Annotated in this window: 22 protein-coding genes; 15 read left to right on the forward strand and 7 right to left on the reverse strand. The window is 66.7% G+C overall.

The annotated features are described in order from the left end of the window. Positions 1-418 precede the first annotated feature (418 nt). From GCT19_RS29620 to GCT19_RS29640, 5 genes are all read left to right on the forward strand, one after another. Positions 419-895, forward strand: a complete 477-nt coding sequence (locus tag GCT19_RS29620; protein ID WP_018433398.1) for a CreA family protein — start codon at positions 419-421, stop codon at positions 893-895. A gap of 126 nt (positions 896-1,021) precedes the next feature. Continuing rightward, on the forward strand, positions 1,022-1,906 hold the full coding sequence (locus GCT19_RS29625; RefSeq protein WP_152853911.1) for a helix-turn-helix transcriptional regulator: 885 nt from the start codon (positions 1,022-1,024) through the stop codon (positions 1,904-1,906). Positions 1,907-2,053: 147 nt separating this feature from the next. Next, complete coding sequence (locus GCT19_RS29630) at positions 2,054-2,815, forward strand: AzlC family ABC transporter permease (protein WP_018433396.1); 762 nt, start codon at positions 2,054-2,056, stop codon at positions 2,813-2,815. Further along, positions 2,812-3,135, forward strand: coding sequence for an AzlD domain-containing protein (locus GCT19_RS29635; protein WP_013090079.1), 324 nt, complete (start codon positions 2,812-2,814; stop codon positions 3,133-3,135). The genes GCT19_RS29630 and GCT19_RS29635 overlap by 4 nt, the downstream gene beginning before the upstream one ends. A 325-nt stretch (positions 3,136-3,460) precedes the next feature. Further along, the gene (locus GCT19_RS29640; protein ID WP_018433395.1) at positions 3,461-4,228 is read left to right on the forward strand and encodes a DUF4088 family protein; all 768 of its coding nucleotides are present in this window, start codon (positions 3,461-3,463) and stop codon (positions 4,226-4,228) included. A 30-nt stretch (positions 4,229-4,258) separates the two neighbouring features. On the opposite strand, the gene GCT19_RS29645 is transcribed toward GCT19_RS29640, so the two are convergent. The 3 genes from GCT19_RS29645 to GCT19_RS29655 all read right to left on the reverse strand — a co-directional run bounded on the left by GCT19_RS29645 (position 4,259) and on the right by GCT19_RS29655 (position 7,389). Then, positions 4,259-6,454 (reverse strand): ATP-dependent helicase, encoded by a 2,196-nt coding sequence (locus GCT19_RS29645; RefSeq protein ID WP_152853912.1) that lies wholly within the window; start codon positions 6,452-6,454, stop codon positions 4,259-4,261. A 61-nt stretch (positions 6,455-6,515) separates the two neighbouring features. Beyond that, positions 6,516-6,779 (reverse strand): hypothetical protein, encoded by a 264-nt coding sequence (locus GCT19_RS29650; protein ID WP_018433393.1) that lies wholly within the window; start codon positions 6,777-6,779, stop codon positions 6,516-6,518. A 91-nt stretch (positions 6,780-6,870) separates the two neighbouring features. Continuing rightward, positions 6,871-7,389 carry a hypothetical protein gene (locus tag GCT19_RS29655; protein ID WP_018433392.1) on the reverse strand — a complete coding sequence of 173 codons (519 nt, stop codon included), beginning with the start codon at positions 7,387-7,389 and terminating at the stop codon, positions 6,871-6,873. 344 nt (positions 7,390-7,733) lie between these two features. Between GCT19_RS29655 and GCT19_RS29660 the strand changes: the two genes are divergently transcribed. The 5 genes from GCT19_RS29660 (at position 7,734) to fumC (ending at position 14,222) form a co-directional block, all read left to right on the forward strand. Further along, entirely contained in the window at positions 7,734-7,952 is a 219-nt protein-coding gene (locus tag GCT19_RS29660; protein ID WP_013090085.1) for an RNA-binding S4 domain-containing protein, read from the forward strand. A 295-nt stretch (positions 7,953-8,247) separates the two neighbouring features. Next, on the forward strand, positions 8,248-9,663 hold the full coding sequence (locus tag GCT19_RS29665) for an MATE family efflux transporter (protein WP_152853913.1): 1,416 nt from the start codon (positions 8,248-8,250) through the stop codon (positions 9,661-9,663). 337 nt (positions 9,664-10,000) lie between these two features. Then, positions 10,001-10,960 carry a ketopantoate/pantoate/pantothenate transporter PanS gene (gene panS / locus GCT19_RS29670; protein WP_018433390.1) on the forward strand — a complete coding sequence of 320 codons (960 nt, stop codon included), beginning with the start codon at positions 10,001-10,003 and terminating at the stop codon, positions 10,958-10,960. A 247-nt stretch (positions 10,961-11,207) separates the two neighbouring features. Then, positions 11,208-12,809: a phospholipase D family protein gene (locus tag GCT19_RS29675; protein ID WP_176135545.1), complete on the forward strand. Its 1,602-nt coding sequence runs from the start codon at positions 11,208-11,210 to the stop codon at positions 12,807-12,809. Between the two features lie 15 nt (positions 12,810-12,824). Beyond that, positions 12,825-14,222: a class II fumarate hydratase gene (fumC, locus tag GCT19_RS29680; protein WP_152853914.1), complete on the forward strand. Its 1,398-nt coding sequence runs from the start codon at positions 12,825-12,827 to the stop codon at positions 14,220-14,222. 64 nt (positions 14,223-14,286) lie between these two features. On the opposite strand, the gene GCT19_RS29685 is transcribed toward fumC, so the two are convergent. Both GCT19_RS29685 and GCT19_RS42940 read right to left on the reverse strand, forming a co-directional pair. Then, complete coding sequence (locus GCT19_RS29685; protein WP_018433387.1) at positions 14,287-14,793, reverse strand: acyl-CoA thioesterase; 507 nt, start codon at positions 14,791-14,793, stop codon at positions 14,287-14,289. A 119-nt stretch (positions 14,794-14,912) separates the two neighbouring features. Beyond that, positions 14,913-15,053 carry a hypothetical protein gene (locus GCT19_RS42940; RefSeq protein WP_176135475.1) on the reverse strand — a complete coding sequence of 47 codons (141 nt, stop codon included), beginning with the start codon at positions 15,051-15,053 and terminating at the stop codon, positions 14,913-14,915. A 186-nt stretch (positions 15,054-15,239) separates the two neighbouring features. Here GCT19_RS42940 and GCT19_RS29690 point away from each other — a divergent pair, with 186 nt between their 5' ends. Next, a complete protein-coding gene (locus GCT19_RS29690) occupies positions 15,240-15,953 on the forward strand; it encodes an ArsR/SmtB family transcription factor (RefSeq protein WP_018433385.1) in 714 nt (237 codons plus the stop codon). 160 nt (positions 15,954-16,113) lie between these two features. Further along, a complete protein-coding gene (locus tag GCT19_RS29695) occupies positions 16,114-18,711 on the forward strand; it encodes a DUF6600 domain-containing protein (RefSeq protein ID WP_152853915.1) in 2,598 nt (865 codons plus the stop codon). Between the two features lie 111 nt (positions 18,712-18,822). Here the strand turns inward: GCT19_RS29695 and GCT19_RS29700 are convergent, their stop codons facing one another. Beyond that, complete coding sequence (locus tag GCT19_RS29700) at positions 18,823-19,794, reverse strand: thymidylate synthase (RefSeq protein ID WP_152853916.1); 972 nt, start codon at positions 19,792-19,794, stop codon at positions 18,823-18,825. A gap of 245 nt (positions 19,795-20,039) precedes the next feature. Continuing rightward, positions 20,040-21,434, reverse strand: a complete 1,395-nt coding sequence (locus GCT19_RS29705) for a sigma-54 dependent transcriptional regulator (protein WP_013090095.1) — start codon at positions 21,432-21,434, stop codon at positions 20,040-20,042. A gap of 538 nt (positions 21,435-21,972) precedes the next feature. Between GCT19_RS29705 and GCT19_RS29710 the strand changes: the two genes are divergently transcribed. From GCT19_RS29710 to GCT19_RS29720, 3 genes are all read left to right on the forward strand, one after another. Further along, a complete protein-coding gene (locus GCT19_RS29710) occupies positions 21,973-22,449 on the forward strand; it encodes a hypothetical protein (RefSeq protein WP_152853917.1) in 477 nt (158 codons plus the stop codon). A 119-nt stretch (positions 22,450-22,568) separates the two neighbouring features. Beyond that, positions 22,569-23,120, forward strand: coding sequence for a hypothetical protein (locus tag GCT19_RS29715; protein ID WP_152853918.1), 552 nt, complete (start codon positions 22,569-22,571; stop codon positions 23,118-23,120). Beyond that, complete coding sequence (locus tag GCT19_RS29720) at positions 23,117-23,794, forward strand: hypothetical protein (protein WP_193727465.1); 678 nt, start codon at positions 23,117-23,119, stop codon at positions 23,792-23,794. The genes GCT19_RS29715 and GCT19_RS29720 overlap by 4 nt, the downstream gene beginning before the upstream one ends. The last annotated feature ends 24 nt before the right edge of the window (positions 23,795-23,818 follow it).

Here is a 23,818-nt window from a genome sequence, read left to right on the forward strand (position 1 = left end):
CACTACCAGGGCGAACAGGCTGTGACAGCAGCCTGACGCGGCGTCGCTTATCACGTTGTACTCAACCCCTTCCTGGTTTTGCGACGCGAGATACGTGAAGGCACAAACGACTCAACGGCCGGGCAAGCAACCTGGTAAAAACAACAGCGCCAGACGCTGAGGCCTTTTGTAGGTTTGCCCGGCGCGGCTCTCATCATGGGGCGGGAACCTGTTCCCATCATGACCCCGGATAGATTTGCGCACGTCCAATTTATGCCAACACCGCCTCGCTTGCAAAAATCAGGCTGACCATAGATTTTGTTTTTACGCCCCGATCGGCAGCCTCACGCGTGCGGCACGCCGTTATACGATGGCGGCTTCACGGCGCACGTTTCACCCCTCTGGCGCCGGCTCACTCCAGACACCAACCGGCACACTCATGAAATCCACCTCGCTACACATCGCGCTCGCGGCGATCGGCGCCCTGCTGCTCTCTTCGGCGCGCGGCGAAGAAATCGCCAGCGTCAATACGAATTTTCACGTCACTGGTTCCGACCGCGTGGTCGTCGAAGCCTATGACGATCCTGTCGTGCAAGGCGTCACCTGCTACGTGTCGCGGGCTCGGACCGGTGGCGTCAAAGGCACGCTCGGCATCGCCGAAGATCCGACCGAAGCATCGATCGCGTGTCGGCAGGTCGGGGAACTGCATTTCACCGGACCCATCAAGCAGAAGGACGACGTGTTCTCGGTCAGCATGTCGCTGATCTTCAAGTCGCTGCACGTGGTGCGCGTGGTCGACACAAAGCGCAACGCGCTGGTCTATCTGACCTACAGCGACCGCGTCGTCAGCGGCAGCGCGAAAAACAGCGTGAGCGCCGTTCCGATGCCGACCGGCACGACCATTCCGCTCAAGTAACGCAAGCTCTGGCAATTGACGGCGCCGGCGGCACGCGGCGCGACGCAACGCGCCAGCGCGCCCGACGCCGTCCATGCCCACGACGCCACGACGCGTTAAACTGACCCGTCCAGCTGGACTTTCGTCATGACCGCCACCCCTCGTTTCCGCGATTCCGCCCGCTACTGGCGCACGCCACTACTGCCCGGCGCGGATCTGCTCACCGCCGAATACCACGACCACGAGTTCGCGCCGCATTGGCACGACGCCTACACGATCCCGGTGATCGTCGCGGGTGCGGAATGCTATCGGTATCGCGGCGAGAACCATGTCGCCGAAGCGGGCAGCGTGCCGATCATCAATCCGGGCGAGTTGCATACGGGGTCGAGGGCGGTCGAGGCGGGCTGGCGGTATCGCGTGATGTATGCGCCAGTCGAGTTCCTCCGCGCCCTTGCCGACGAAGTCGCCGGCAAGCCGCAGGCCTTGCCGTGGTTTGCGCCCGGCGTGATCCGCGATCCCGATCTCGCGATGCGGCTCGCGCACGCGCACCGTCTGCTCGAAGCCGGCAACGACGCGCTCGCCGCCGAAGCCGCGATGCTCGACGCACTGTCCACGCTGCTGGTCCGCTATGCGCGGACGCGCCCCGCCACAGCGCGCGTCGCCACCGACGACACCCGCGTCGCACTGATGCAGGAGCGGCTGACCGGCGACCTCGTCGAACCGGTGACGCTTGCCGAGGTCGCGAAGGCAGCGGGTCTGTCGCCGTTCCACGCAGCGCGGCTATTTACACAATCGACCGGCCTGCCGCCGCACGCGTGGCGCAATCAGATGCGCCTGCAGCGCGCGCTCGCGCCGTTGCGCGCCGGCGTCCCGGTGACCGACGTCGCCGCCGCGAGTGGCTTCACCGATCAGAGTCATTTCACCCGGCATTTCCGGCGCATGTTCGGCGTGCCGCCGGGCCAATGGCAAGGAACGCAGCGCGGCTCGTCACGCGATGCGGCAGCGCCGGCACCTGCGCCGCGCGCGCAGTGAGCCTCCCGCCGCAATTCGCCAGCCTTCGCCAGCCCTTCATCAGTCATCCCCCCGCTACGCCGTAGCACCCACCAACAACCCGCCGCAAGAACGTACAAGTCCGTATGCCCGTCAGTCGCTATGCTTCCCAAATCAAGGAGGCTCAGATTGACCGATTCCACCCAAGGCCAGCCCACCCAGGGCAGCCATCTGAAAGAATTCGCCGCCGGCGCGCGCAACATCATCCCGATGATGGTCGGTGCCGCGCCGTTCGGCGTCATTTTCGGCACGCTCGTGACGTCCGGCCCGCTGCATCCGTGGCACGGGCAGCTGATGTCGCTCGTCGTCTTCGCGGGCTCCGCGCAGTTCATCGCGCTCGGGCTGATCGCCGGACATGCGAGCTTCGCGGTGATCTGGGCGACCACGCTGGTCGTCAATTTGCGTCACGTGCTGTATAGCGCGACGCTCGCGCCGCACGTCGCGCATCTGCCGAAGCGCTGGCGTTGGGCGCTCGGCGCGCTGCTCACCGACGAAGTCTTCGCGGTCGCGTGGGAGCACTACCGGCATCGCGAACCGGGCACCGTCGGCCCGTACTATTTCTTCGGCGCCGGCGTCGCGATGTATCTAAACTGGCAGCTGTGGACCGTCGCCGGCCTGCTGTTCGGCGCGGCCTTCCCGGGCCTGCAGTCGCTCGGCCTCGACTTCGCGATGGTCGCGACGTTCATCGCGATCGTCGTGCCGCAACTGGTCGCGCTGCGCTATATCGCGGCCGCCGTCACCGCCGGCACGCTGGCGTTTTTCTGGCAGGCGTGGCCGTACAAGCTCGGCCTGCTCGGCGCCGTGTTCGCGGGAGTCGCGGTCGGCGTGCTGCTGTCGATGTCGCGTCTGAACCTGCGTGGCGCGCGCCGTCCGGTGGAGGCCACACGATGAACTACGTCGTTCTGATCGTCGGCATGGCCGCGATTACGTGGTTGATCCGCGCGGCCGTGTTCGTGCTCGGCGACCGCCTCGTGTTTCCGCCGCTGATGCGCACTGCGCTCAGCTTCGTGCCGGTCACCGTGCTGACCGCGATCATCGTCCCGATGGCCGTGTCGCCGCACGGCAACAACGCCGAGTTGACCTGGCGCAATCCGCAGCTGATCGGCGCGCTCGCCGCGATCGTCGTCAGTGCCGTGACGCGCAGGCCGCTGCTGACGATCGCAGTCGGTCTCGTCGTGTTCTTCGTGTGGCAGTGCGTGGTGCTGAAGTAAGCGCGCCCTTTCTCAACGCTCATCGACTCATCAGCGGTCCGTCGGCACATCGCGGACCGCGCTCCCTGTCCCAGCGGCAGCGAGGCGCGCAAGCGCCCGAAGCATCCCTCCAAAGCCCGCACCCGTCGCCGGGCGCCCCTCAAGTTTCCCGCCACCCCGCCGATATGCAGTCGAGGTCCGCTCATCGGGAGTCGTCCCGTTGGTTACGCGGCAACAGCTTGAAATCAAACGCGTCGGCAACCGGCGTCGCGTCGCCTCGGTCCGCGAGTGACCGGACGACCGTGCGACGGTGCGCCACACGCGGCCGCATTAAACGGGATAACACATGGGTCAAATCACCCTGAAACTGAAGGACGAGACCGTCGCGTCGCTGCGCAAAGACTTCGAGGCCTTTTTGCGGGTCTCGCTGAAGCTCGATCCGCAGTTTGCGACGCCGTCGTTCGAAGATTTCTTGCGCGCGAAGCTGCTCGACAACATGGTGCCGCTCACCGAGCACGCGGTGCAGCGGATGCTGCAAGGCGGCCAGTACGCGTGGGCCAAACGCACGCTCGACAAGGAGTTTCCCGACGTCGTGTCGATCCTGATGCGCCAGGCGAGCGAGTTCGGCTTCGGTTTCGCGGCGCGCTCGGAATGGACGCCCGAGGAGCTCAGCAAGCAATGCCGCGACTGGGCCGCCGCGATCGTCAAGGAAGCGGAAGGCGATGCAACGCTGGTCGATCCGCTCGCCGCGCAGATCAAGAGCACGGTGCAGGACATCCAGGCGCTCGAGGAAGTGATGCAGACGCCGGCATGGCGGCTCGTCGAATCGCTGCGCCAGCGCGTCTACGAGGCGAAGGTCGCGTGCGAGACGAGCGTGGGCAGCACCGCGCGCGAGAAGCTCGGCGAACTGCGTGGGCTGTTGCGGCTCGGCATTTCGCACGGCACGTTCCAGAAGCAGGAAGCGCAGCAGATCATGGAGTATCTGCGGCTTTTGAAGCCGGAGATTTTCGTCGAGGAGCCATACGACGTGTTCTCGCGGCTCGCGGCATGGCTGCGGAATTTCTTCGTGCCACCGCCTCCGGTCGCGCAGCAACAGCAGCGGCAGCCGCGTTGAGCTTCCACTGACACGAGCGGCGCTAGCCGCTCAATCCCACATCTTCCTGAGCTTCGCCGCGATCTCGATCTTCGCCTGCGCGGCGGCGGCGAGCCCCGCCGCGCTCGGCGCGCTCGCCACCGGCACGCGCGGCCATGCGTAGGCGTCGAACAGCGGCAGCATCGGCGTGGCGATGAAGCGCGTGCGCGACGCCCACACATGGCGGTCGCCCAGATGCGTCTGGTTGTGCACGTAAAAGCGCTGCGGCACGACGATATGCAGGTCTTCCTTCGCGCGCGTCATCGCCACGTAGAGCAGGCGCCGCTCCTCGTCGATTTCCTCGTCGCTGCCGGTGCCGAGATCGGACGGAATGCAGCCGTCGACGCCGTTCAGCACGAACACGCTGCGCCACTCCTGGCCCTTCGCCGAGTGAATCGTCGACAGGATCAGGTAGTCCTCGTCGATCAGCGGCACGCCGGATTCGTCGCTGGTGGCGTCGGGCGGGTCGAGCGTCAGCTCGGTGAGGAAGCGCTCACGCGACGGATACGTCCCAGCGATGCTTTCCATCTGCAGCAGGTCCGCGTGACGGATCGCGGCGTCCTCGTGATTGCGCTCCAGATGCGGCTCGTACCAGCGCCGCACCATCTCGAACTCGGCGGGCCACGGCGTTTGCCGGCCATACACGCTCGACATCAGCTTGACGAACGGATGCCAGTCTTCCTGCGCGCGCGCAGGCGCGGCAAACGCGGCCAGCACACCGCCCGCGGTCGCGACCGGATCGCCGCCGTCGGCGCGCGCGACGATGTCGTCGAGCACCTTCGCCGCGGTGGCCGGACCGACGCCCGGCAGCAACTGCACGACGCGAAAGCCGGCGACACGGTCGCGCGGATTCTCGGCCCAGCGCAGCACCGCGAGCACGTCCTTCACATGCACCGAGTCGAGAAATTTGAGCCCGCCGAATTTTACGAACGGGATGTTGCGGCGCGTGAGTTCGATCTCGAGCGCGGCGCTGTGATGCGCCGCACGAAACAGCACCGCCTGCGACTTCAGCTTCACGCCCTGCTCGCGCGCTTCGAGCACCTGCTCGACGACGTAGCGAGCTTGCGCGGCATCGTCGGCGACCGTGACGAGTCTCGGGCGCTGCGCCGACGCCTTGTCGGTCCACAAATTCTTCGTGTATCGCTCGCTCGCGAGTTCGATCACCGCGTTCGACGCGGCGAGAATCGGCTCGGTCGAGCGATAGTTGCGCTCGAGCGTGACCTGCTTCGCTGGCGGCTGGAACTGCGTGGGGAAATCGAGGATATTGCGCACCGTTGCGCCGCGAAACGAATAGATCGACTGCGCGTCGTCGCCGACCACGGTCAGGCCGCGGCCGTCCGGCTTCAGCGCGAGCAGGATCGACGCCTGCAGGCGGTTGGTGTCCTGGTATTCGTCGACCAGCACATGATCGAAACGCGCCGACAGATCAGCCGCGATGCTGGGCTCGGCGGCCATGTGCGACCAGTAGAGCAGCAGATCGTCGTAGTCGAGCACGCTCTGCTTCTGCTTGGCGTCGACGTACGCGGCGAACAGCCGGCGCAGGTCGTCCTCCCACTCGCGACACCACGGAAACGCGCTGTCCAGTACCTGACCGAGCGATGCGCCGGTGTTGACGACGCGCGAGTAGATCGCGAAGCAGGTGCCCTTCGCCGGGAAGCGCCGCTCCTTTGCGGACAGTCCGAGCTCGTGGCGCACGAGGTTCATCAGGTCGGCGGAGTCTTCGCGGTCGTTGATCGTGAACGCGGGCGCGAGGCCGATCAGATCCGCGTATTCGCGCAACAGCCGTGCGCCGACGCTGTGAAACGTGCCCGCCCACGTCAGCCCTTGCGCGAGCGCGGCGCGTGCGCCGACGCTGGTGGCCGCGGCGCCTGTGATACGTGTCACGCGGCGGGTCATTTCGAGCGCCGCGCGGCGCGAGAAGGTCAACAACAGGATGCGCTGAGGATCGGCGCCCTTCACCACCAGATTGGCGACGCGGTGCGCGAGCGTGTTGGTCTTGCCGGAGCCGGCGCCCGCGATCACGAGCAGCGCGCCGGGCAGCGCGTCTGGCGTGTCGGTCCCGTATTCGACGGCTTCGCGTTGGGCGTCGTTGAGCTTGGCGAGCCAGGCGGCGGTATCGAACGACGGAGCGGATTCGGCGACGGTGGACACTGAGCGGTTTTGCGGGTTGGATGGATTTTCAGGATGCGACGCATACTGTATATCCATACAACCCCATGCGACAAGCGCCCCTTTTTTGGGGCGCCTGTCCGCCGGTCTAAACCGCGCGCTACTGCTTCTTAGCGTCCTTCACGTTGGCATCAGCGGCGGCCTTGTCGGCGTCGGCCTGCGCGTCGGTTTTGGTCTTGTCCGCCTTCGCCTGGGCGACCGCGGCTTTCTTGTCGGCCTTCGCCTGTTCCTTCGCGGCCTTCCTGTCCGCGTGCGTGGCGGGCGCCGAAGCCGGGTCCGCGGTCTGCGCGAACACGGCCGACGACAGGCAAGCCGCGATCAGCGCGGCGTAAATACGGTTTCGGCTGCAACGATTGATGTTCATTTGATATCTCCCTGAGGCACAGCTTGGAAAGCGACAGACGCCCGCGGCGCGCGAGCCTCGCAGACCCACGCGCCGCGGCATCCAGCAGGGCTTAGTGTTTGACGTCCGCGCCGTCGGTCTGCGCGGCAGCCTGCCCTTCCATGTTCATCTTCATTTCGTTATTGGCGCTCTGTTTGTCCGCCTTCTGGTTCAGCTTCGCGCCGCGCACCTGCTCCTTGTACTGGTCCTTCGCGGCCTTTTGCTCAGCCTTCAATTCCGCCTTCGAGGACTTCTTCGCCGCGCGATACTCGGCGTTGGCCTTCGCGTCGGCGTCGCGCTTCTGCACGAGCGGGTCGGTCGAACCCGAAGCCGTCAGACGGCCGGGCGGCGGCGCCGCGACGCCTTGCGCGGCGGGCGCGCCGGGGACTTGCTGCATGCCTTGCGCCGACGGCGGCACCTGCATGCCTTGGGCGCCGGCCGCGGACGGCGGCGCCACCTCGGCGGCCCCTTGGCTCTGGATCTGCGCCTGACCGCCGATGCCTGCTGCCGGCTGCGCGGTCTGCGCGACGGCGGCCGTCGCGGCAAAAGCAGTGAGGGCGGTACCGATCAGGAGCGTACGAATCTGGGTCATGGCTATCCTCTCTAGACTAGTTGTGACACAGGCGGACTCTCTGGCGTCGTGACGACGACCCCGCCCGGTCTATGCGTCGCTGGACGGGTGGCCGGGGAGTGATCCCGGACTGCCAGCGGGCTTTGCTGCTGAGGTGCACTTTAGGAGTGAAATCCGTCCGGTGCGACCAGCGTTACGGAACGTTTCACTTTCCGACAACTGAATAACATCTACTTTCATTTGCTTGCGCGATGGCTCGCGGGTTGCATCCGACACAGCGGAGACGGCCCCGCACCGCCGCGCCGCCGTGTACTTGCTTTATGATGCGAACCCCCAACGCGACCCGTGCCCAAGGTGCAAACGCCATGCCCAATCTCAATTTCACGCTGACCGGCGAGTACGTCGAACTCCACAATCTGCTGAAGATCACGGGCCTCGCGGACAGCGGCGGTTCCGCGAAGATGATGGTCGCGGACGGCGCCGTGATGGTCGATGGCCGCGTCGAGACCCGCAAGACCTGCAAAATCCGCGCGGGCCAGGTCGTGCTGCTCGGCGATACGCGGATCGCGGTCCACGAAGGCTGACGCCACTCCGGAAATTCGCAGGACGCCGCGCACCGGAACTGTGCGTTGTCCATCGACATCGCCCGGGCGAGGCAATAAGCTGTCGGTTTCGACAGGTAAACGACGGATCGCGCCACGGGCGTGGAGTCGGCTGACCGGCTCGCCGCCGCGCCGCGGATTTTCCCCGCCCGCTGCCCCGCCGCTCCGACGCTCGTCGGAGCGCGGCGCGATGCAATGCGGCGCCGCTTGCGTCCGCCTCTTGCTGTCGCCACTGCAGTTGCCACCGCAGTGGCCAACTTTCGCCGCCAGGCATTCGATGACTCAACCCAGCTTCGCCCACGCGGCCAGCCGGCCGCCGACTCTATCCCGTCACGCGGCCGACACAGCGCGGCTCGCCGCGCCGCTCGCGATCGCGCAACTGTCGCAGATGGCGATGAGCGTCACCGACACGATCCTGCTCGGCTCGCTCGGCCCCGACGCGCTCGCCGCCGGCGGCCTCGGTGCAAACCTCTTTTTCGTCGTCGTCACGCTGCTGCAAGGCGTGCTGACCTCGGTCAGCGTCAGCGTCGCGCACGCGCGCGGCGCGCAGGACGACGGCCGCGTGCCGCATATCTACTGGACCGGTTTCCTGCTGTCGGTGCTGCTGGCGGTGCCGGCGTTCATCCTGTTGTCGTTCGCGTCGCACATCCTGGTCGCGTTCGGCGAGCCGGGCCTGCTCGCGCACAACGTCGGCCGGTACGCGGCGGTGCTGCGCTGGGGCGCGCCAGCGAGCCTGATCGGCGTCGGCCTGATGCGCTCGTTCCTGCCGGCGATCGGCGCGGCGCGGCGGTTGTTGTGGGTGTCGATCGTGAGCGTCGTTGTGAACGGCTTCCTGAACTACGGGCTGATTCACGGCGCGTATGGGCTGCCGCGACTCGGCTTTCTCGGCTCGGCGGCCGCGACCACGATCACCGTGTGGCTGACCGCGCTCGTGCTGATGGCGCTGCTGCATCTGCGGCCGCGCTTCCGGCATTTCGTCGTCGCGACGCGGCCGAAGCTGCCGCTGATGGGCGAGCTGTTCGGCATCGGCTGGCCGGTCGCGATCACCTACGGCGTCGAGTCGACGCTGTTCCTTGCCACCGGCCTGATGGTCGGCCTGCTCGGCGAATCGCAACTGGCCGCGCATCAGATCGCGCTGAATGTCGCGTCGGTCGCGTTCATGGTGCCGCTGTCGATCGGTCAGGCGGCCAATGTGCGGGTCGGCTACTGGGCCGGCGCCGGCCAGCCGCTCGCCGCGCGCCACGCGGGCTTCGTCGCGCTCGCGCTCGGCGTCGGCTTCATGTCGATGTCGGGTCTCGTGCTGATCACCGCGCCGCATTGGATCGTCGGCCTGTATCTGCATCTCGACGATCCGGCCAACGCGCCGACCATCGCGCTCGCGAGTTCGCTGCTCGGCGTGGCTGCGATCTTCCAGATCGTCGACGGGATGCAGGCGGTGGGCTCCGGCTGTCTGCGCGGCCTGAAAGACACCCGCATCCCGATGATCGCCGCTGCGTTCGGCTATTGGGTGATCGGTTTTCCGACCGGCTATCTGCTCGCGTTTCACGCCGGCCTCGGCGCGCGCGGCTTGTGGTGGGGGCTCGCCGCGGGCCTCGCGAGCGTCGCGCTGCTGATGACGCTGCGTTTTCACAAGCTGAGCGGGCGGCAGCCGCCGACGGTGGCATCGGCCACACCGCCCGCACACTCGGTTTGAGCGACGTCGCGGCAAGCTCCACTCCTGAAGCATTCCCTGTAAAAGGTAAAATGCCCGCCGCTGCACGCGAGCGCTAACCCACGCTCACGCGCCACGAACCGCACGACGGCGCGCCTCACGAAGGCAGGCGCCGGACTGGCGCCGCCGGAGCACCCATCATTGCCCGCGACGCGTGCGGCTTCAATTGGCCGCCCGTGTTTGCCGTGCTTTCGCCACGGCGCTTGCCGTAGCCGCTTCAGCCACTTCGGCGCGGCAAACGCCGCAACGCCGGCCGACACGCGGCCGCGCCGCGGCCCCCCGCTCTCTCGCGATACAACATAACCAAGGACCACCCCTCATGCTTGCCCGCGTCACCCGACTGTTCCCGCTCTGGGCCGTGCTCGTCTCGGTCGCCGCGTACTTCTCGCCGGCCTCGTTTTCCGGCGTCGCGCCGCACGTCACCACGCTTCTCACGATCATCATGCTGGCGATGGGCGTCACGCTGTCGGCCGGCGATTTCCTGCGCGTGTTCACGCGCCCCGCGCCCGTGATCGCAGGCATCGTGCTGCACTACCTCGTGATGCCGCTCGCCGCATGGGTCATCGCGAAGGCGCTGCGCATGCCGCCCGACCTGACCGCCGGCATGGTGCTGGTCGGCAGCGTCGCGAGCGGCACCGCGTCGAACGTGATGATCTATCTCGCGCGCGGCGACGTCGCGTTGTCGGTGACGATCAGCGCGCTGTCGACGCTCGTCGGCGTGTTCGCCACCCCGCTGCTCACGCGTCTTTACGTCGACGCGTCGATCGCCGTCGATGTGCACGGCATGCTGATGAGCATCCTGCAGATCGTCGCGCTGCCGATCGTCGTCGGTCTCGTCGTCAATCATCTGTTCGGCAAACTCGTGCGCAAGATCGAGCCGATCCTGCCGCTCGTGTCGATGGTCGCGATCGTGCTGATCATCGGCGCGGTGGTGGGCGGCACGCAGAAGAGCATCGCGTCGGTGGGCTTCCTCGTGATGGTCGGCGTCGTCCTGCACAACGGCATCGGCCTGCTCGGCGGCTACTGGGGCGGCCGTCTGCTCGGTTTCGACGAAGCCGTGTGCCGTACGCTCGCGATCGAAGTGGGTATGCAGAACTCCGGCCTCGCCGCGACGCTCGGCAAGCTCTACTTCACGCCGATCGCCGCGCTGCCGGGCGCGCTGTTCTCGGTCTGGCACAACCTGTCGGGCTCGCTGCTCGCGGGCGTGTGGGCGGGTCGGCCGGCGAAAGGCTCGACCCATCCCGAAGGCGAGCGCGCGCTTCACGCCGAGCGCGTCTGAGCTGGCGTCAGCGCCGCGGTTCGCCGCAGGTGATGGATCACCGAACCGAACCGCGGCGCCTTCCACCAACGCGCGGCAGGCGCGCTTGCCCACGAGCGCCGAACCCGCGCCCCAATTCCCTTAGAATGGTTTTCTCGACAGCGTGCGCAGGCCTTCGCTGCCGCCACGCGAAAAGCTTGCAAAACAAGGGGAAAACAGCGTGCAGGGCCAATTCGAACAACATCGGCGGGCCGCGCGCCGCCGCTCGATAGTCAGCACGACGAGGCAAGTTTTGCTGCTGTGTTGCGCGACGGCTTTTTTGACCGCCTGCGCGACGAAGCCGCCCGCCACCGCGTTCGACCGCCAGGTCACGCACGCGCTGCCCGCCACCGCCGATACGCCGCTGCGCGAAGCGCTCGCGCCGCTCGCGGCGAAACATCCGGAGCAGTCGGGCTTTCGCGTGCTGGCGAACGGCACCGACGCGCTGCAGATGCGCATCGCGCTCGCGCGCGCGGCGACCAAAACCCTCGACATGCAGTACTACATCGCCAACGAGGACACCACCGGCAAGCTGCTGCTCGGCGCCGCGTTATATGCGGCCGATCACGGCGTGCGGGTGCGCATGCTGGTCGACGATCTGAACTTCAAGGACATCGACCGCCTCATGGCGGGGCTGAATACGCACGACAACATCGAGATCCGCGTATTCAACCCGTTCGGCAGCGCGCAGGAAGGCATGTTCGAGCGCACCGCGAACGTGTTCACGCAGATCGGTCACTTCACGCGCCGCATGCACAACAAGGCGATGATCGCGGACAACCAGCTCGCGATCGTCGGCGGGCGCAATCTGGGCGACGAGTATTTCAGCGCGAGCGAAACGCTGCAGTTCCGCGACCTCGACGTGCTCGCGGCGGGCCCGATCGTCGCCGACGTCTCCGCGAGTTTCGACGACTACTGGAACAGCGAGCTCGCCTATCCGCTGCGCGCGCTGAACAAGCAGAAATTCGACCAGAAGGAACTCGACCAGACGCGCGACGACCTGCGCCACCACTGGCGCACCAACGCCGATCCGTACAACGCGAAACCGCTGAACGCGACGCCGCTTGCCGCGCAGATCACGAGCGAGCAGCTCGGCCTCACGTGGGCGGACGCGGAATTCAGGGTGGACCTGCCGGAGAAGATCGAGCATCCGTCGCCGGACTACGTGAGCCCGCCGCTCGCGCGGCTGCGCGAACTGATGCGCGACGCGCAGCACGACTTCCTGATCGTGTCGCCCTACTTCGTGCCGCACGCCGCGGGGGTGCAGGCAGCCAGCGAGCTCACGCATCGCGGCATCCGTATCGCGGTGCTGACCAACTCGCTCGCCGCCACCGACGCGGTCGCCGTGCAGGCCGGCTACAGTCCGTTTCGCGTGCCGCTGCTGAAGGCCGGTGTCGAGCTGTACGAATTCAGGCCGCGCCAGGAAACGCCGAACGTCGGGCTGGTCGGCTCGCGTTCGCGCGCGAGCCTGCATGCGAAAGCCTACGTGATCGACCACCAGATTCTCGTGATCGGCTCGATGAACCTCGATCCGCGCTCGGCCAATCTGAACACCGAACTGGCGCTCGTGATCCACAGCCCCGAACTGGCGAATCAGGTCGCGAGAATCTTCGAGCGCGGGACCCAGCCGGAGCAGAGCTACCACGTAACGCTCGCCGACTCGGCCCAGCTCGCCTATCTGCGCTCGATCGGCGCGCCGCTGTCGCCGCTCGTCTGGACCGACGTCGAGAACGGCGAGACACGCACCTACATTTTCGATCCACAGGCCGGTTTTTACCGGAATGTGCTAACCGGTCTATTCTCCTTATTGCCTGTCAACTCGGAACTTTGAGAAGCGGAGTCAACCATGACTGAAGACGTACGGATGGAGCGCGACACCTTCGGCGAAATCGCAGTGCCGAACGCCCGCCTGTGGGGCGCGCAGACGCAGCGCTCGCTGCAGAACTTCAAGATCTCGACGGAAAAGCAGTCGCCCGAACTGATCACCGCGCTCGCGGTGATCAAGCGCGCGGCCGCCGAAGTCAATCTCGGCCTCGGGGTGCTCGACGAGCAGAAGGCCCGCGCGATCATGCAGGCAGCCGACGAGATCATCGACGGCAAGCATCCGGGCGAATTTCCGCTCGCGGTCTGGCAGACCGGCTCGGGCACGCAAACCAACATGAACCTGAACGAGGTGATCGCGAACCGCGCGAGCGAACTGCTCGGCGGCGAGCGCGGTGAAGCGCGCAAAGTGCATCCGAACGATGACGTGAATCGCGGACAGTCGTCGAACGACGTGTTCCCGACCGCGATGCACGTGGCCGCCGCGGACGCGATCGTCAAGCATCTGCTGCCCGCGCTGAAAACGTTGCGCGATACGCTCGACGGCAAGGCCAAAGCGTTCACCGATATCGTCAAGATCGGCCGCACGCACCTGCAGGACGCGACGCCGCTCACGCTCGGCCAGGAATTCTCCGGCTATGTCGCGCAGCTCGAGCACGGCATCCGGCACGTCGAGTCGGCGTTGCCGCATCTGTACGAGCTTGCGCAGGGCGGCACCGCGGTCGGCACCGGACTGAACGCGCATCCGAAGTTCGCCGACAGCGTCGCCGCCGCGATCGGCAAGCTGACCGGTCTGCCGTTCGTATCGGCGCCTAACAAGTTCGAGGTAATGGCAGCCGCCGACGCGCTGGTGTTCGCGCACGGCGCGCTCAAAACGGTGGCTGCGAGCCTGAACAAGATCGCCAACGACATCCGCTGGCTCGCGAGCGGCCCGCGCTGCGGTCTCGGCGAGCTGTCGATTCCCGAAAACGAGCCGGGCAGCTCGATCATGCCGGGCAAGGTCAATCCGACCCAATCCGAAGCGCTGACGATGCTGTGCGCGCAGGTGTTCGGCAACGACGTCGCGGTGAACATCGGCGGCGCGAGCGGCAACTTCGAGCTGAACGTGTTCCGTCCGATGATCGCGCACAACGTGCTGCAGTCGGTGCGCCTGCTCGCCGACGGCGCACAGAGCTTCAACGACAACTGCGCGGTCGGCATCGAGCCGAATCACGAGCGCATCGATACCTTGCTGAACGAATCGCTGATGCTGGTGACGGCGCTCAATCCGCACATCGGCTACGACAAGGCCGCGCAGATCGCGAAAAAAGCGCACAAGGAAGGCACGACGCTGAAGGCGTCGGCGCTGGCGCTCGGCTACGTCACCGAGCAGCAGTTCGACGAGTGGGTGCGCCCGAAGGATATGGTCGGACGCACGGCATAACGATGCGCGAGGCGGCGTGACGGAAGGCGCGCAAACGGGCGCGCCGCCCGCCGCCCCGCTGCGCTCAGATCTTTCCCTGCGCGACTTCTTCCGGCTTCAGCTCGACGATCGCGTCGAGCGCTTCCTTCACGTCCATCGCGTACTTGGCGAGGCGCTTCTGCTCCTCGGTCTCGGGCAAGAAGGCGGGCACGGGCACCGGATGGCCGTTCTCGTTGACGGCTACCATCACGACGAGACAGTCGGTGGTCTGCAGCAGCTCGCCGCCCTTCGGGTCGCCCGCGTGCACCGACACGTGGATGTGCATGCTGGTGCGGCCCGTCGCGACCACGCGCGCGCGCAGCTCGACCAGATTGCCGACGAGAATCGGCCGACGAAAACGGATATTGCCGACGCTGACCGTCACGCAATAGCGCCCCGACCAGACGGCCGCGCATGCATAGGCGGTTTCGTCGATCCACTTCATCAGCGCGCCGCCGTGCACTTTGCCGCCGAAGTTGACCGAGGTCGGCTCGGCGAGAAAGCGGAAGGTGGTTTCCGAACGGTCCAGCGGTGCGGTGGGAACAGTGCTCATCTTGACTCCGGTCAATCGGATGCATTGAAAGGAGGCGATTATACGAGCGCAATATTGCGCGCGGCGCGGCGTCGAATGGGAGACGCGGCGCGAGGCGCGCCGATGGGCCGGCGATCGGCCTAGTTGTGGATGGTGATCCCTTCGTCGATGATGCCGTACATGCTGATGCTGCCGCTGCCGGCCGAGCCCGAGCCGGCTCCGCCCCCTGCGCAGGCGGTGAACAGCAGAACCGTCGCGGCGACGGCCAGAAGAGTTTTCATCACATCGTATTCCTGCAAAGACAGGCTTCGATTCTAGCCTGGCCACACGAGACGACGCGGGAATGCGGGCGAGCGGGACACGTCCGTCACATTGATTGTTCACGCAAAGCTGAAACATCGAATACCGGATGCGCGTAGAGTAGGAATCGTGGCGGCGCCCTTTGCCGCTCATTCAGGAGACGCGCCATGACCGCCCCCCTCTTAGACGAGCAGAACCACTTTCCCGGCCTGAGCCGCATCGGCGCGCTACTCGCCGATCCCGGTCGCGCCGCGATGCTGTGGGCGCTGATGGACGGCAGTGCGCGCCCCGCGGGCGAACTGACGATGATCGCGGGGCTGTCGCCATCGGCGGCGAGCGCCCATCTCGGACGGCTCACCGACGGCGGGCTGCTCGCGCTCGAAGTGCGAGGCCGGCATCGCTATTTCCGCATCGCGTCGGCGGACATCGCCGCCTCGATCGAAGCACTGGCGAACGTCGCGCAAGTCAGCGCGCCGCAGCGCTCCGTGCCGCGTCCGGCGCGCACCGTGCCGGTAGAAATGCGCTTTGCGCGCACCTGCTACGACCACATGGCCGGCGAGCTGTCGGTGCGGATGTTCGAGCGCATGCTCGAACGCGGGCTGCTGACGCAAAACGGCGCATCGCTCGAGGCGACCGCGCAGGGCGCCGCCCGCTTCGCCGACTGGGGCATCGACCTCGCCGCGCAGAAGACCCGGCGGCGGCGCTTCGCCTGCACCTGCCTCGACTGGAGCATGCGTCGGCCGCATCTGGGCGGCGCGCTCGGCGCGGCGCTGCTCGACGCGTGGTCGGCGCATGGCTGGGTCGAGCGGACCGAGCGGCCGCGCGTGCTGCGCGTCACGCCGGCCGGCCATCAGCAATTCGATGCGTTTCTGGCCGGATAGACCGTTGACCTGGCGGTGCCGCGAAGCCGCGAGACCCGCGCGAGACCTTTTGTTACAGGGCAGCGAATCCACCTTACAAATGTGCGGGCCTTGAAACATAGACGGCAGGTACAGTGACTGAACGGACCCGGCCGATTGCCGCGTCCGTCGGAGATCAGTCATGACACACGCCAAGCAATCCGGGCGGCAAGCCGGGACCTATCGCCGGATAAGCGGCTATACGCTGATCGCGGCCGCAGTCGTCGCGCTCGCCGCGCAAACCGCTGTCGCGCAGGAAGCGCCATCCGCGCCGCAAACCGCGGCGGCCATCGGGTCGGGCGGCGAACCGGTTGGCGGCGATCCGCCGGGGCGCATCGCGCGTCTGAACTACACGGCAGGCGCCGTGACCACCGAGCCCGCCGGCGCGACCGACTGGTCGTATGCCCAGATCAACCGGCCGCTGACGACCGGCGACCAGCTGTGGAACGACCAGAATGCACGCTCCGAGCTGCACATCGGCTCGACCGCGGTGCGCCTCGGCCAGAACACGAGCCTCGACGTGCTCAATCTAGACGACACGACCGCGCAACTGAAAGTCGCGCAGGGCACGCTGTCGACTCGTGTGCGAGAACTCGCGCCGGGGTCGTCGTATGAAATCGACACGCCGAACCTTGCGCTCGGCGTGAATGGTCCCGGCGACTACCGCGTCGACGTCGCGCCCGACGGCAGCAGCACGACGGTCACCGTGCGCAGCGGCAGCGCGATCGCTTACGGCGATGGCGGCCAGATGCCGGTCGCGGCGGGTCAGCAGATCCGCTTCGCCGGCACCAACCTGCAGCAACTCGCCGACAACCGCGCGCCCGCCGCCGACGAACTAGACCAATGGGCCGCCAGCCGCGACGCCACCGAAGACCGTTCGCTGTCGGCGCGCTACGTGTCGCGCGACATCCCCGGCTACGCGGACCTCGATGCCAACGGCACCTGGCGCGAGACGCCGCAGTACGGCGCGGTGTGGGTGCCGAACGCGATGCCGGCCGGCTGGGCGCCGTATCACGACGGCCACTGGGTCTGGCAGGCGCCTTGGGGCTGGACCTGGGTCGACGACCAGCCGTGGGGCTTCGCGCCATACCACTACGGCCGCTGGGCCGACATCGACGGCACGTGGGCCTGGGTGCCCGGTCCGCTCGACGCGGACGTGGCGCCGGCCTATGCGCCGGCGCTGGTCGCGTTCGTCGGTGATGACGACGGCGGCGCCGACTGGGGTGTCAACCTGGCGGTCGGCGGCGTCGTCGCGGCGGGGGTCGCGTGGTTTCCGCTCGGGCCGGGCGAGCCGTGGCATCCGCATTGGGGCGGTCACGATCGCTGGAGCGCCGGGTATTACAACCGCGTGAACCGGGCGACGATCTTCAACGACTACCACCGCAACGTGAACACGTACGTGAACTATCGCGTGCCGGGCTGTGTGACGGCCGTGCCGGCGACCGCGTTCGTGCACGGGCAGCCGGTCCGACGCTTCTCGCAGAAGGTCGACCCGGCGCAGTGGCGCAACGCGCGGATCAACCCGGGCGCACCGGGGATCGCGCCGGTGCGCGAAAGCTTCGGGTCGGATCTGCGGCGCGCGAACTATCGGCCACCGGCGAGAGTCGTCGGCCGGCCCGTAGTCGCGACCCGCAATCCCGTCATGCCCGCCGCTTTTCACGACGAACTCGCCCAGCGCTTCGCGCAAAGCGGCGGTCGGGTGCCCGGCGGCGGCCAGCCGGTCGTGCGCACCTCGGTGCCCGCGCATATGACCGGCGCACCGGGCGCGCTGCCGATGGTGAACGTGCGGGTCGTGCAATCGCACGTGCCGGGACGTCCGCCGGGGATGGCGGCGGGCGCGCCTGGTACACCTGCCGCAATAGGGGGCGACGCGCCGCATGGCATCGAGCAGGGCGGCCAGCGGCCCGGCGAGGTGGGCGCCGTGGGGCCGCGTGGCGCAGTGCCGCCGCAAGCGCGTCCCGGCATGCCGCCGCAGATGATCGGCAACGGGCGTCCGCCGCAGCCCGGCGAAAGCGGGGTGGCGGGCAATATGGGCCATCCGTCGAACGGTGTGCCGCGGCCACCGCAAGCAGGCGGCGGTAATCCAGCCGACGCGGCGGCGCACGCACGGCAGCACGGTGCGCCGCAGGAATGGGGCGCGGTCGGCAGGTCTCAGCCGGCATGGACGCAGCCGCATACGCCGATGGCGCAGCAGGCACCGCGCATCGAACAGCCCGGCCGACCGCAACAGCCGAGCTTCGTGCCTCAGTCCAATGTGCCGCATCCGCCTGAAAACCCGGCCGCGCAGCAACAGGCGCGTGCGTCGAACTGGCATCCGCCTGCGATGCAACAGTCGCCGCGCGCCGTCCCGCCGCAGCAACCGCGTGCCGAACCACAGATGCAGCAGGCGCAGCAGCCGCATTTCGAGCCGCGTCCGCAGCCGATGCCGCAAGCCCCTCGGCCCGAGCCGCAGTTCCAGCAGGCGCAGCAACCGCATTTCGAGCCGCGTCCGCAGCCGATGCCGCAAGCTCCTCGGCCCGCGCCGCAGTTCCAGCAGGCGCAGCAACCGCATTTCGAGCCGCGTCCGCAGCCGATGCCGCAAGCCCGGCCGGAGCCGCGTCCGCAGATGCAGATGCCGCAGCCGCGCCCCGAACCGCGGCCTCAGCAGGTGCAGCAGCCACGTCCGCAACCCCAGCCGCAACCGCAACACGTCGAGCAACGCCAGGGCGGAGGCAATCGCGACGAGCATCACAGGGGCTGAGCAGGACACTTGCCATTCAGGCAAAAAAAACCCGCGATGCAAACCATCGCGGGGCTTTTCTATATATTCGACGAGGGCGAACGCTATCGCCCCGCTTCCACCGGCGTCAGATCAGATCGCCATCGGCGCCGTCAGCGGCTCGTGATGCTGATAGCCGACCAGCGAGAAATCCGCCGGCTCGATCTTCTCGATCCATTCAGGCTCGTACACGCCGGTCTTCGCATAATCGGGCACGCGATCGGAAATCGCGAGCCGCGGACTCTCGTACGGCTCGCGCTTGAGCTGCTGGTGCAGCATATCGAGCTGATTCTCGTAGATATGCGCATCGCCGATGAAATAGCTGAACCAGCGCGGCGTATAGCCCGTCAGCCGTCCGACCAGATGCAGCAGCGCCGCCCCCTCGGTCAGATTGAACGGCGTGCCGAGCCCGACGTCATTGCTGCGGATATACAGGCACAGCGAAATTTCGCGGCGCGTGACGTTCGGCAGAAACTGGTACAGCAGGTGGCAAGCCGGCAGCGCGATCTGATCGAGCACGGCCGGATTCCAGGCATGGAACAGAATCCGTCGATCGGCGGGGTTCTGCATGATCGTGTCGAGACACTGGCGCAGCTGATCGATCGCCTTGTAAAGCAATACCTTCGAGCGGCCATCTTCGTCGAACTGCGTCATCACGCGAAAACCGCGCGCCTGCGCGTCGGCGAGCTGCGCGCTAGCGCTGGCGTCGAGCACCTTGTAGGCCGGCCACTTGCGCCATTGCACGCCGTAAACGTCACCAAGATCATCCGGGCCCTCGCGATACGGATTCGCGAGCCACTGCGCGTTCTGATTCGCGTTGCCGTCCCACACCTTGCAGCCGAGCTCGCGGAAATCCGCGGCGCTGCGCGAAGCGCGCAGAAACCCGACCAGCTCGCCGATCGCCGACTTGAACGCGAGCTTCTTCGTCGTGACCGCCGGAAAGCCTTGCTGCAGATCGAAGCGCAGCATCGCGCCGGGCATGCTGATGGTGCGGATGCCGGTGCGGTTTTCCTGCCACGTGCCGGTGTCGAGAATCGTGCGGACGAGGTCCAGGTATTGTTTCATGCGGTTTCCTTCGACGCGGCGCGAACCCGATCAGGCGCGCTCACGGAATTGAGCAAAGCCCGATTCTAACAAGCGCGACGGGACGACGCCGGAGCATGGCGCGCCGCATGGGAAATAACGAGGGGGAGTTCAGACGGGAAAGAAAACGCCGCAGTACGCGGCATACGAGCGGCAAACACGTGCACGCAAAAGTGCTTCGAGGCGACGCGCCCGACCTTCGGATGCCGCGTCGCCAGCCTCGCCACTTACAGATGCTGCACCGACGCTGGCAAATCGCCGTGCGGCGCCGACATCGGCTCGCCTTCCATATGACGCATGCCGTGCGAGCACAGCAGCCGGTACAGCGTCACCCGCGAGATGCCGAGCTCCTGCGCCGCGTCTCCGAGCCGCCCGCGATGGCGCAGCAACGCAAGCTCGATCGCCTGACGCTCAGCCGCTTCGCGCGCCTGCGCGAGCGATACCGGCACGATCTCGACGTATTCGGCGAGCTCGAGGTCGCGCGCGGTGATCGCGCGTCCCTCCGACATCACGATCGCGCGCCGCACCCGGTTGATCAGCTCGCGCACGTTGCCGGGCCAGCCGTAGTTATGCAGCGCGGCGATCGCATCGGGGGCGAAGCCACGCAGGCGGCGGCTCGCATCCTTCTTGAAACGTTCGAGCATGTGCCGCGCGAGCAGTTCGATGTCCTTGCCGCGCGCGCGCAGCGGTGGCTCGTCGATTTGCAGCACGCAGAGGCGGTGATACAGGTCGGAACGGAAGCGTCCTTCGATCATCGCCGCGGTCATGTCCACGTGTGTAGCCGAAATGATGCGCACGTCGACGTCGATCGCGGTATGTCCGCCGAGCCGCTCGACCTTGCGCTCCTGCAGGAAGCGCAACAGGCTCGCCTGGCTTTCGAGCGGCAGATCGCCGATTTCGTCGAGAAACAGCGTGCCGCCGTTGGCCGCCTCGACGCGGCCGATCTTGCGCTGGTTCGCGCCGGTGAACGCGCCGCGCTCGTAGCCGAACAGTTCCGATTGCAGAAGATGCGGCGGAATCGCGCCGCAATTGATTGGCACGAACGGCGCGTTGCGCCGCGCCGAGCGTTCATGAATCGCGACCGCTGTCAGCTCTTTGCCGGTGCCCGATTCGCCGGAGATAAACACCGGCGCGTCCGTCATCGCGACTTTGCGGATCGAGCGGAACAGCGCGAGCATCGCGTCGCAGGAGCCGACCATCTCGCCCTCGGCGCCTTGCAAGCCTTCGTGCGAGGTCGTGTCGCTCAGCGAGATCATGCCGTACGCATGACCGACCGAGTCGACGATACGGTCGCCAGAAGACGGCACCGTCACGTAATCAAAACAGTAGTCGCGCACGAGCCGGCGCAACGCGGCGTCTTGCAGTTGGCCAGGCGCGGTCGCAGCCACCCAGCCGACGTTCGGCATGGTCAGACAGGATTCAAAAGCGGCGATTTCGTGCGGCTGGAAATCACTGGACAAATCGAGCAGGCCACCAGCTGCCGAGCCGGTGCGCACTGCCCGGCGCGCATCGCGCGCCGATCCGACGACTTCCACATGCCAGCCACGCTGCATAAAACGCGTATTCAGTTCCGCGCTCGGGTCACGCGAAACGTAAATCAGTTGCCGCGTTGCGGGTTCCATTATTCAGATCCTCTCGTCAACGAACGTTAAGGACGACGCATGCACCTGAAACTGCGGTTCAGACACGCTGACTCGTTCGGGATTCGCGAATCGCAAAACCCGAACGGCCATTCCATTCCGTGCGGACAGCTGATCCCCAAGAAAGCGGCGTGTGTGTTTGAGGCGGCCTGATATGGGCCTTTTTTAAATCTGAAGCTGTTTTCGAGAGCTTACTATACGTGCGCCGCTTCGAAAACAATTATGCGAATTTAATCGATGGACCCCTTGCCCATCATGGGTTAGCGGCCAATCGCGATTTATTCAGCCGACAAATAAAACATTAGTGGAAGCGCTTTTCGTGGCGTTCTCGCGACAGTAGTTCGTACCTCGGGGATTAACGAATTATAGGTATTTTCTGCTGACCCGTTTCAGTGCTGCAACGTTTTTTCCGGATTTGGAACGCATTAGTCGTCTTTCCGCTGGTTGGCGCCCGACGCATCAATGGATTGCGAGCGATGGCACATGTTTCGCTAATTGGCGAGCACCAGGGAGATACATCATGCGACTTGCATTCCGCATCGATCTGTTAAGCCGCCGCGCACCATTCTTCGCGATTTGCGCAGCCCTTGCGCTCAGCGCGCTGCCGGCGAGTGCCGGCACCCCGACAGCGCAAGCCGCCCCGACGCGATCCGTCACGCTGGTGGACTCCAACGATGCCTCGGACCCCGCCCCCGCCAGCTTGCAAGCAATCACACCGCTTGCCGCCGAGGACGACAGCCAGCTTGCCGCCAACGCGTCGAACCCGGCTGCCGATGCTGCATCCATGAACGATATTTCGCTCGACGACCAGGTGCTGTCGCGGCAACGCGGCGGCGCGGTCGGCATGTTGATGGTCGCCGCGACGCCGCAGCTGATGCAAAGCGGCGGCAACCAGGTGACGTTGTGGGACGAGATCGCCCCACCGTCGCCGCTGCCCGTGCCCGTCGATGCCGCGCGCGCCGCCCAGGGCAACGTCGCGACATACCAGCGCAAGTAGGCAAGACGAAGCAACAACCGATAGCACATAACCAGGGAATCGCGGGACCGGTGGCCGCGCGAGAAGCAGCGCGCCCCACGACGGCGGGACACAAGCAACAACAGAGAAGGGACCGGGACATGAGTACCAATCACCAGACGCCGCACGCCCTCGGGCTGCCGGCGGCGTCGTTCAGCAACGCTCCCGTCTTGTCGCGCGCCGCTTCGGCCAGCACCGCCCTCCTCGCCAGCGCCCTCATCAGCGCCTGCTTCACGAGCCATGCGTATGCCGAGCAGGTCGCCAATCCGGGCGACATCATCGTCGAGCGCAGCGTCACGCCGCGCGACGCGTTCGTCCCCGTGCCGCGCGGCCAGGACCCGGTCGCGGTGCGCGCCACCACGTTCCCGGCCAACTCGTTCGACCCGACGATCGCGACGCTCGTCGGCGACACCGACCTGACCAACGCGCACGGCTCGAATGGCGTCGCCGCTGGCGGCGTGCTCGGCGGCACCGGCATGCAGGCCGTCACGCAGATCCTCTCCGGCAAGGCGACCGGCAGCACGATCCCAATGAACGCGGGCGGCATCGGCGGACCGGCGACGGGCGTCGGCGGCACGATCAGCTCGTCGGTGACGGGCGCGCTCGCGCCGCTGTCGAACGCGCTCGGCGGCGCGCTCGGAGGTCTGAAATGAGCACGCGCCTGCGCCCCTCGCTGCAATCGCTCCCATCAGTGCACTTCACTGCGGCGCGCACTGCCCTGCGCGTTTGCGCGTGCCTGTGCATGGGCGTCGCTGTGCTCGTCGCCGGCGAGGCCCACGCGCAGTCGCCGGTGGTGCCGGTCGTCGGCGCCACCGCGACGATCGGCAGCGGCGCGGGCATGGGCGCGACGGGCGCCCTCTCGGTCAACGAAACCGCCGGCCTCGACAACGCGCAGACCAACCAGATCACGGTGACGAAAGGCGCCGCCGTCGGCAACGCGAACGCCAGCGTGCAGAGCGCGTCGGTGGTCGCGAACGTGCCGCGCGCGCAAGCGTCGATCGAGGCCAATGCCTTTTCGAACACCTCCGGCGCGGTGCTGGTGAACCAGTCGGCCGGAGCAGGGAATCTGCAGCGCAACAGCACCCAGATCGGGACTGCGGCGCTCGGAGTCGAGACCGTCTCGGATGGGGAGCTATCCGCGACGGCCCCGAAAAACGGCAGTTCGGGACAGTCGAACGCGATTCACAGCGTGCGCGAGGCAAGCATTTCCAGCGATGCCTACCGTAACGCGAGCGGAATCGTGCAGATCAACCAGGCAGCCGGCGCCGGTAACGCCACGGCAAACAGTTTTGTGCTCCGTCCCCCGGCGGGCACTTTTTTTAACTGACCACACTTAAGTATCGGAGCGAAT

This window comes from Paraburkholderia atlantica, assembly GCF_009362785.1.
Taxonomy (GTDB): domain Bacteria; phylum Pseudomonadota; class Gammaproteobacteria; order Burkholderiales; family Burkholderiaceae; genus Paraburkholderia; species Paraburkholderia atlantica.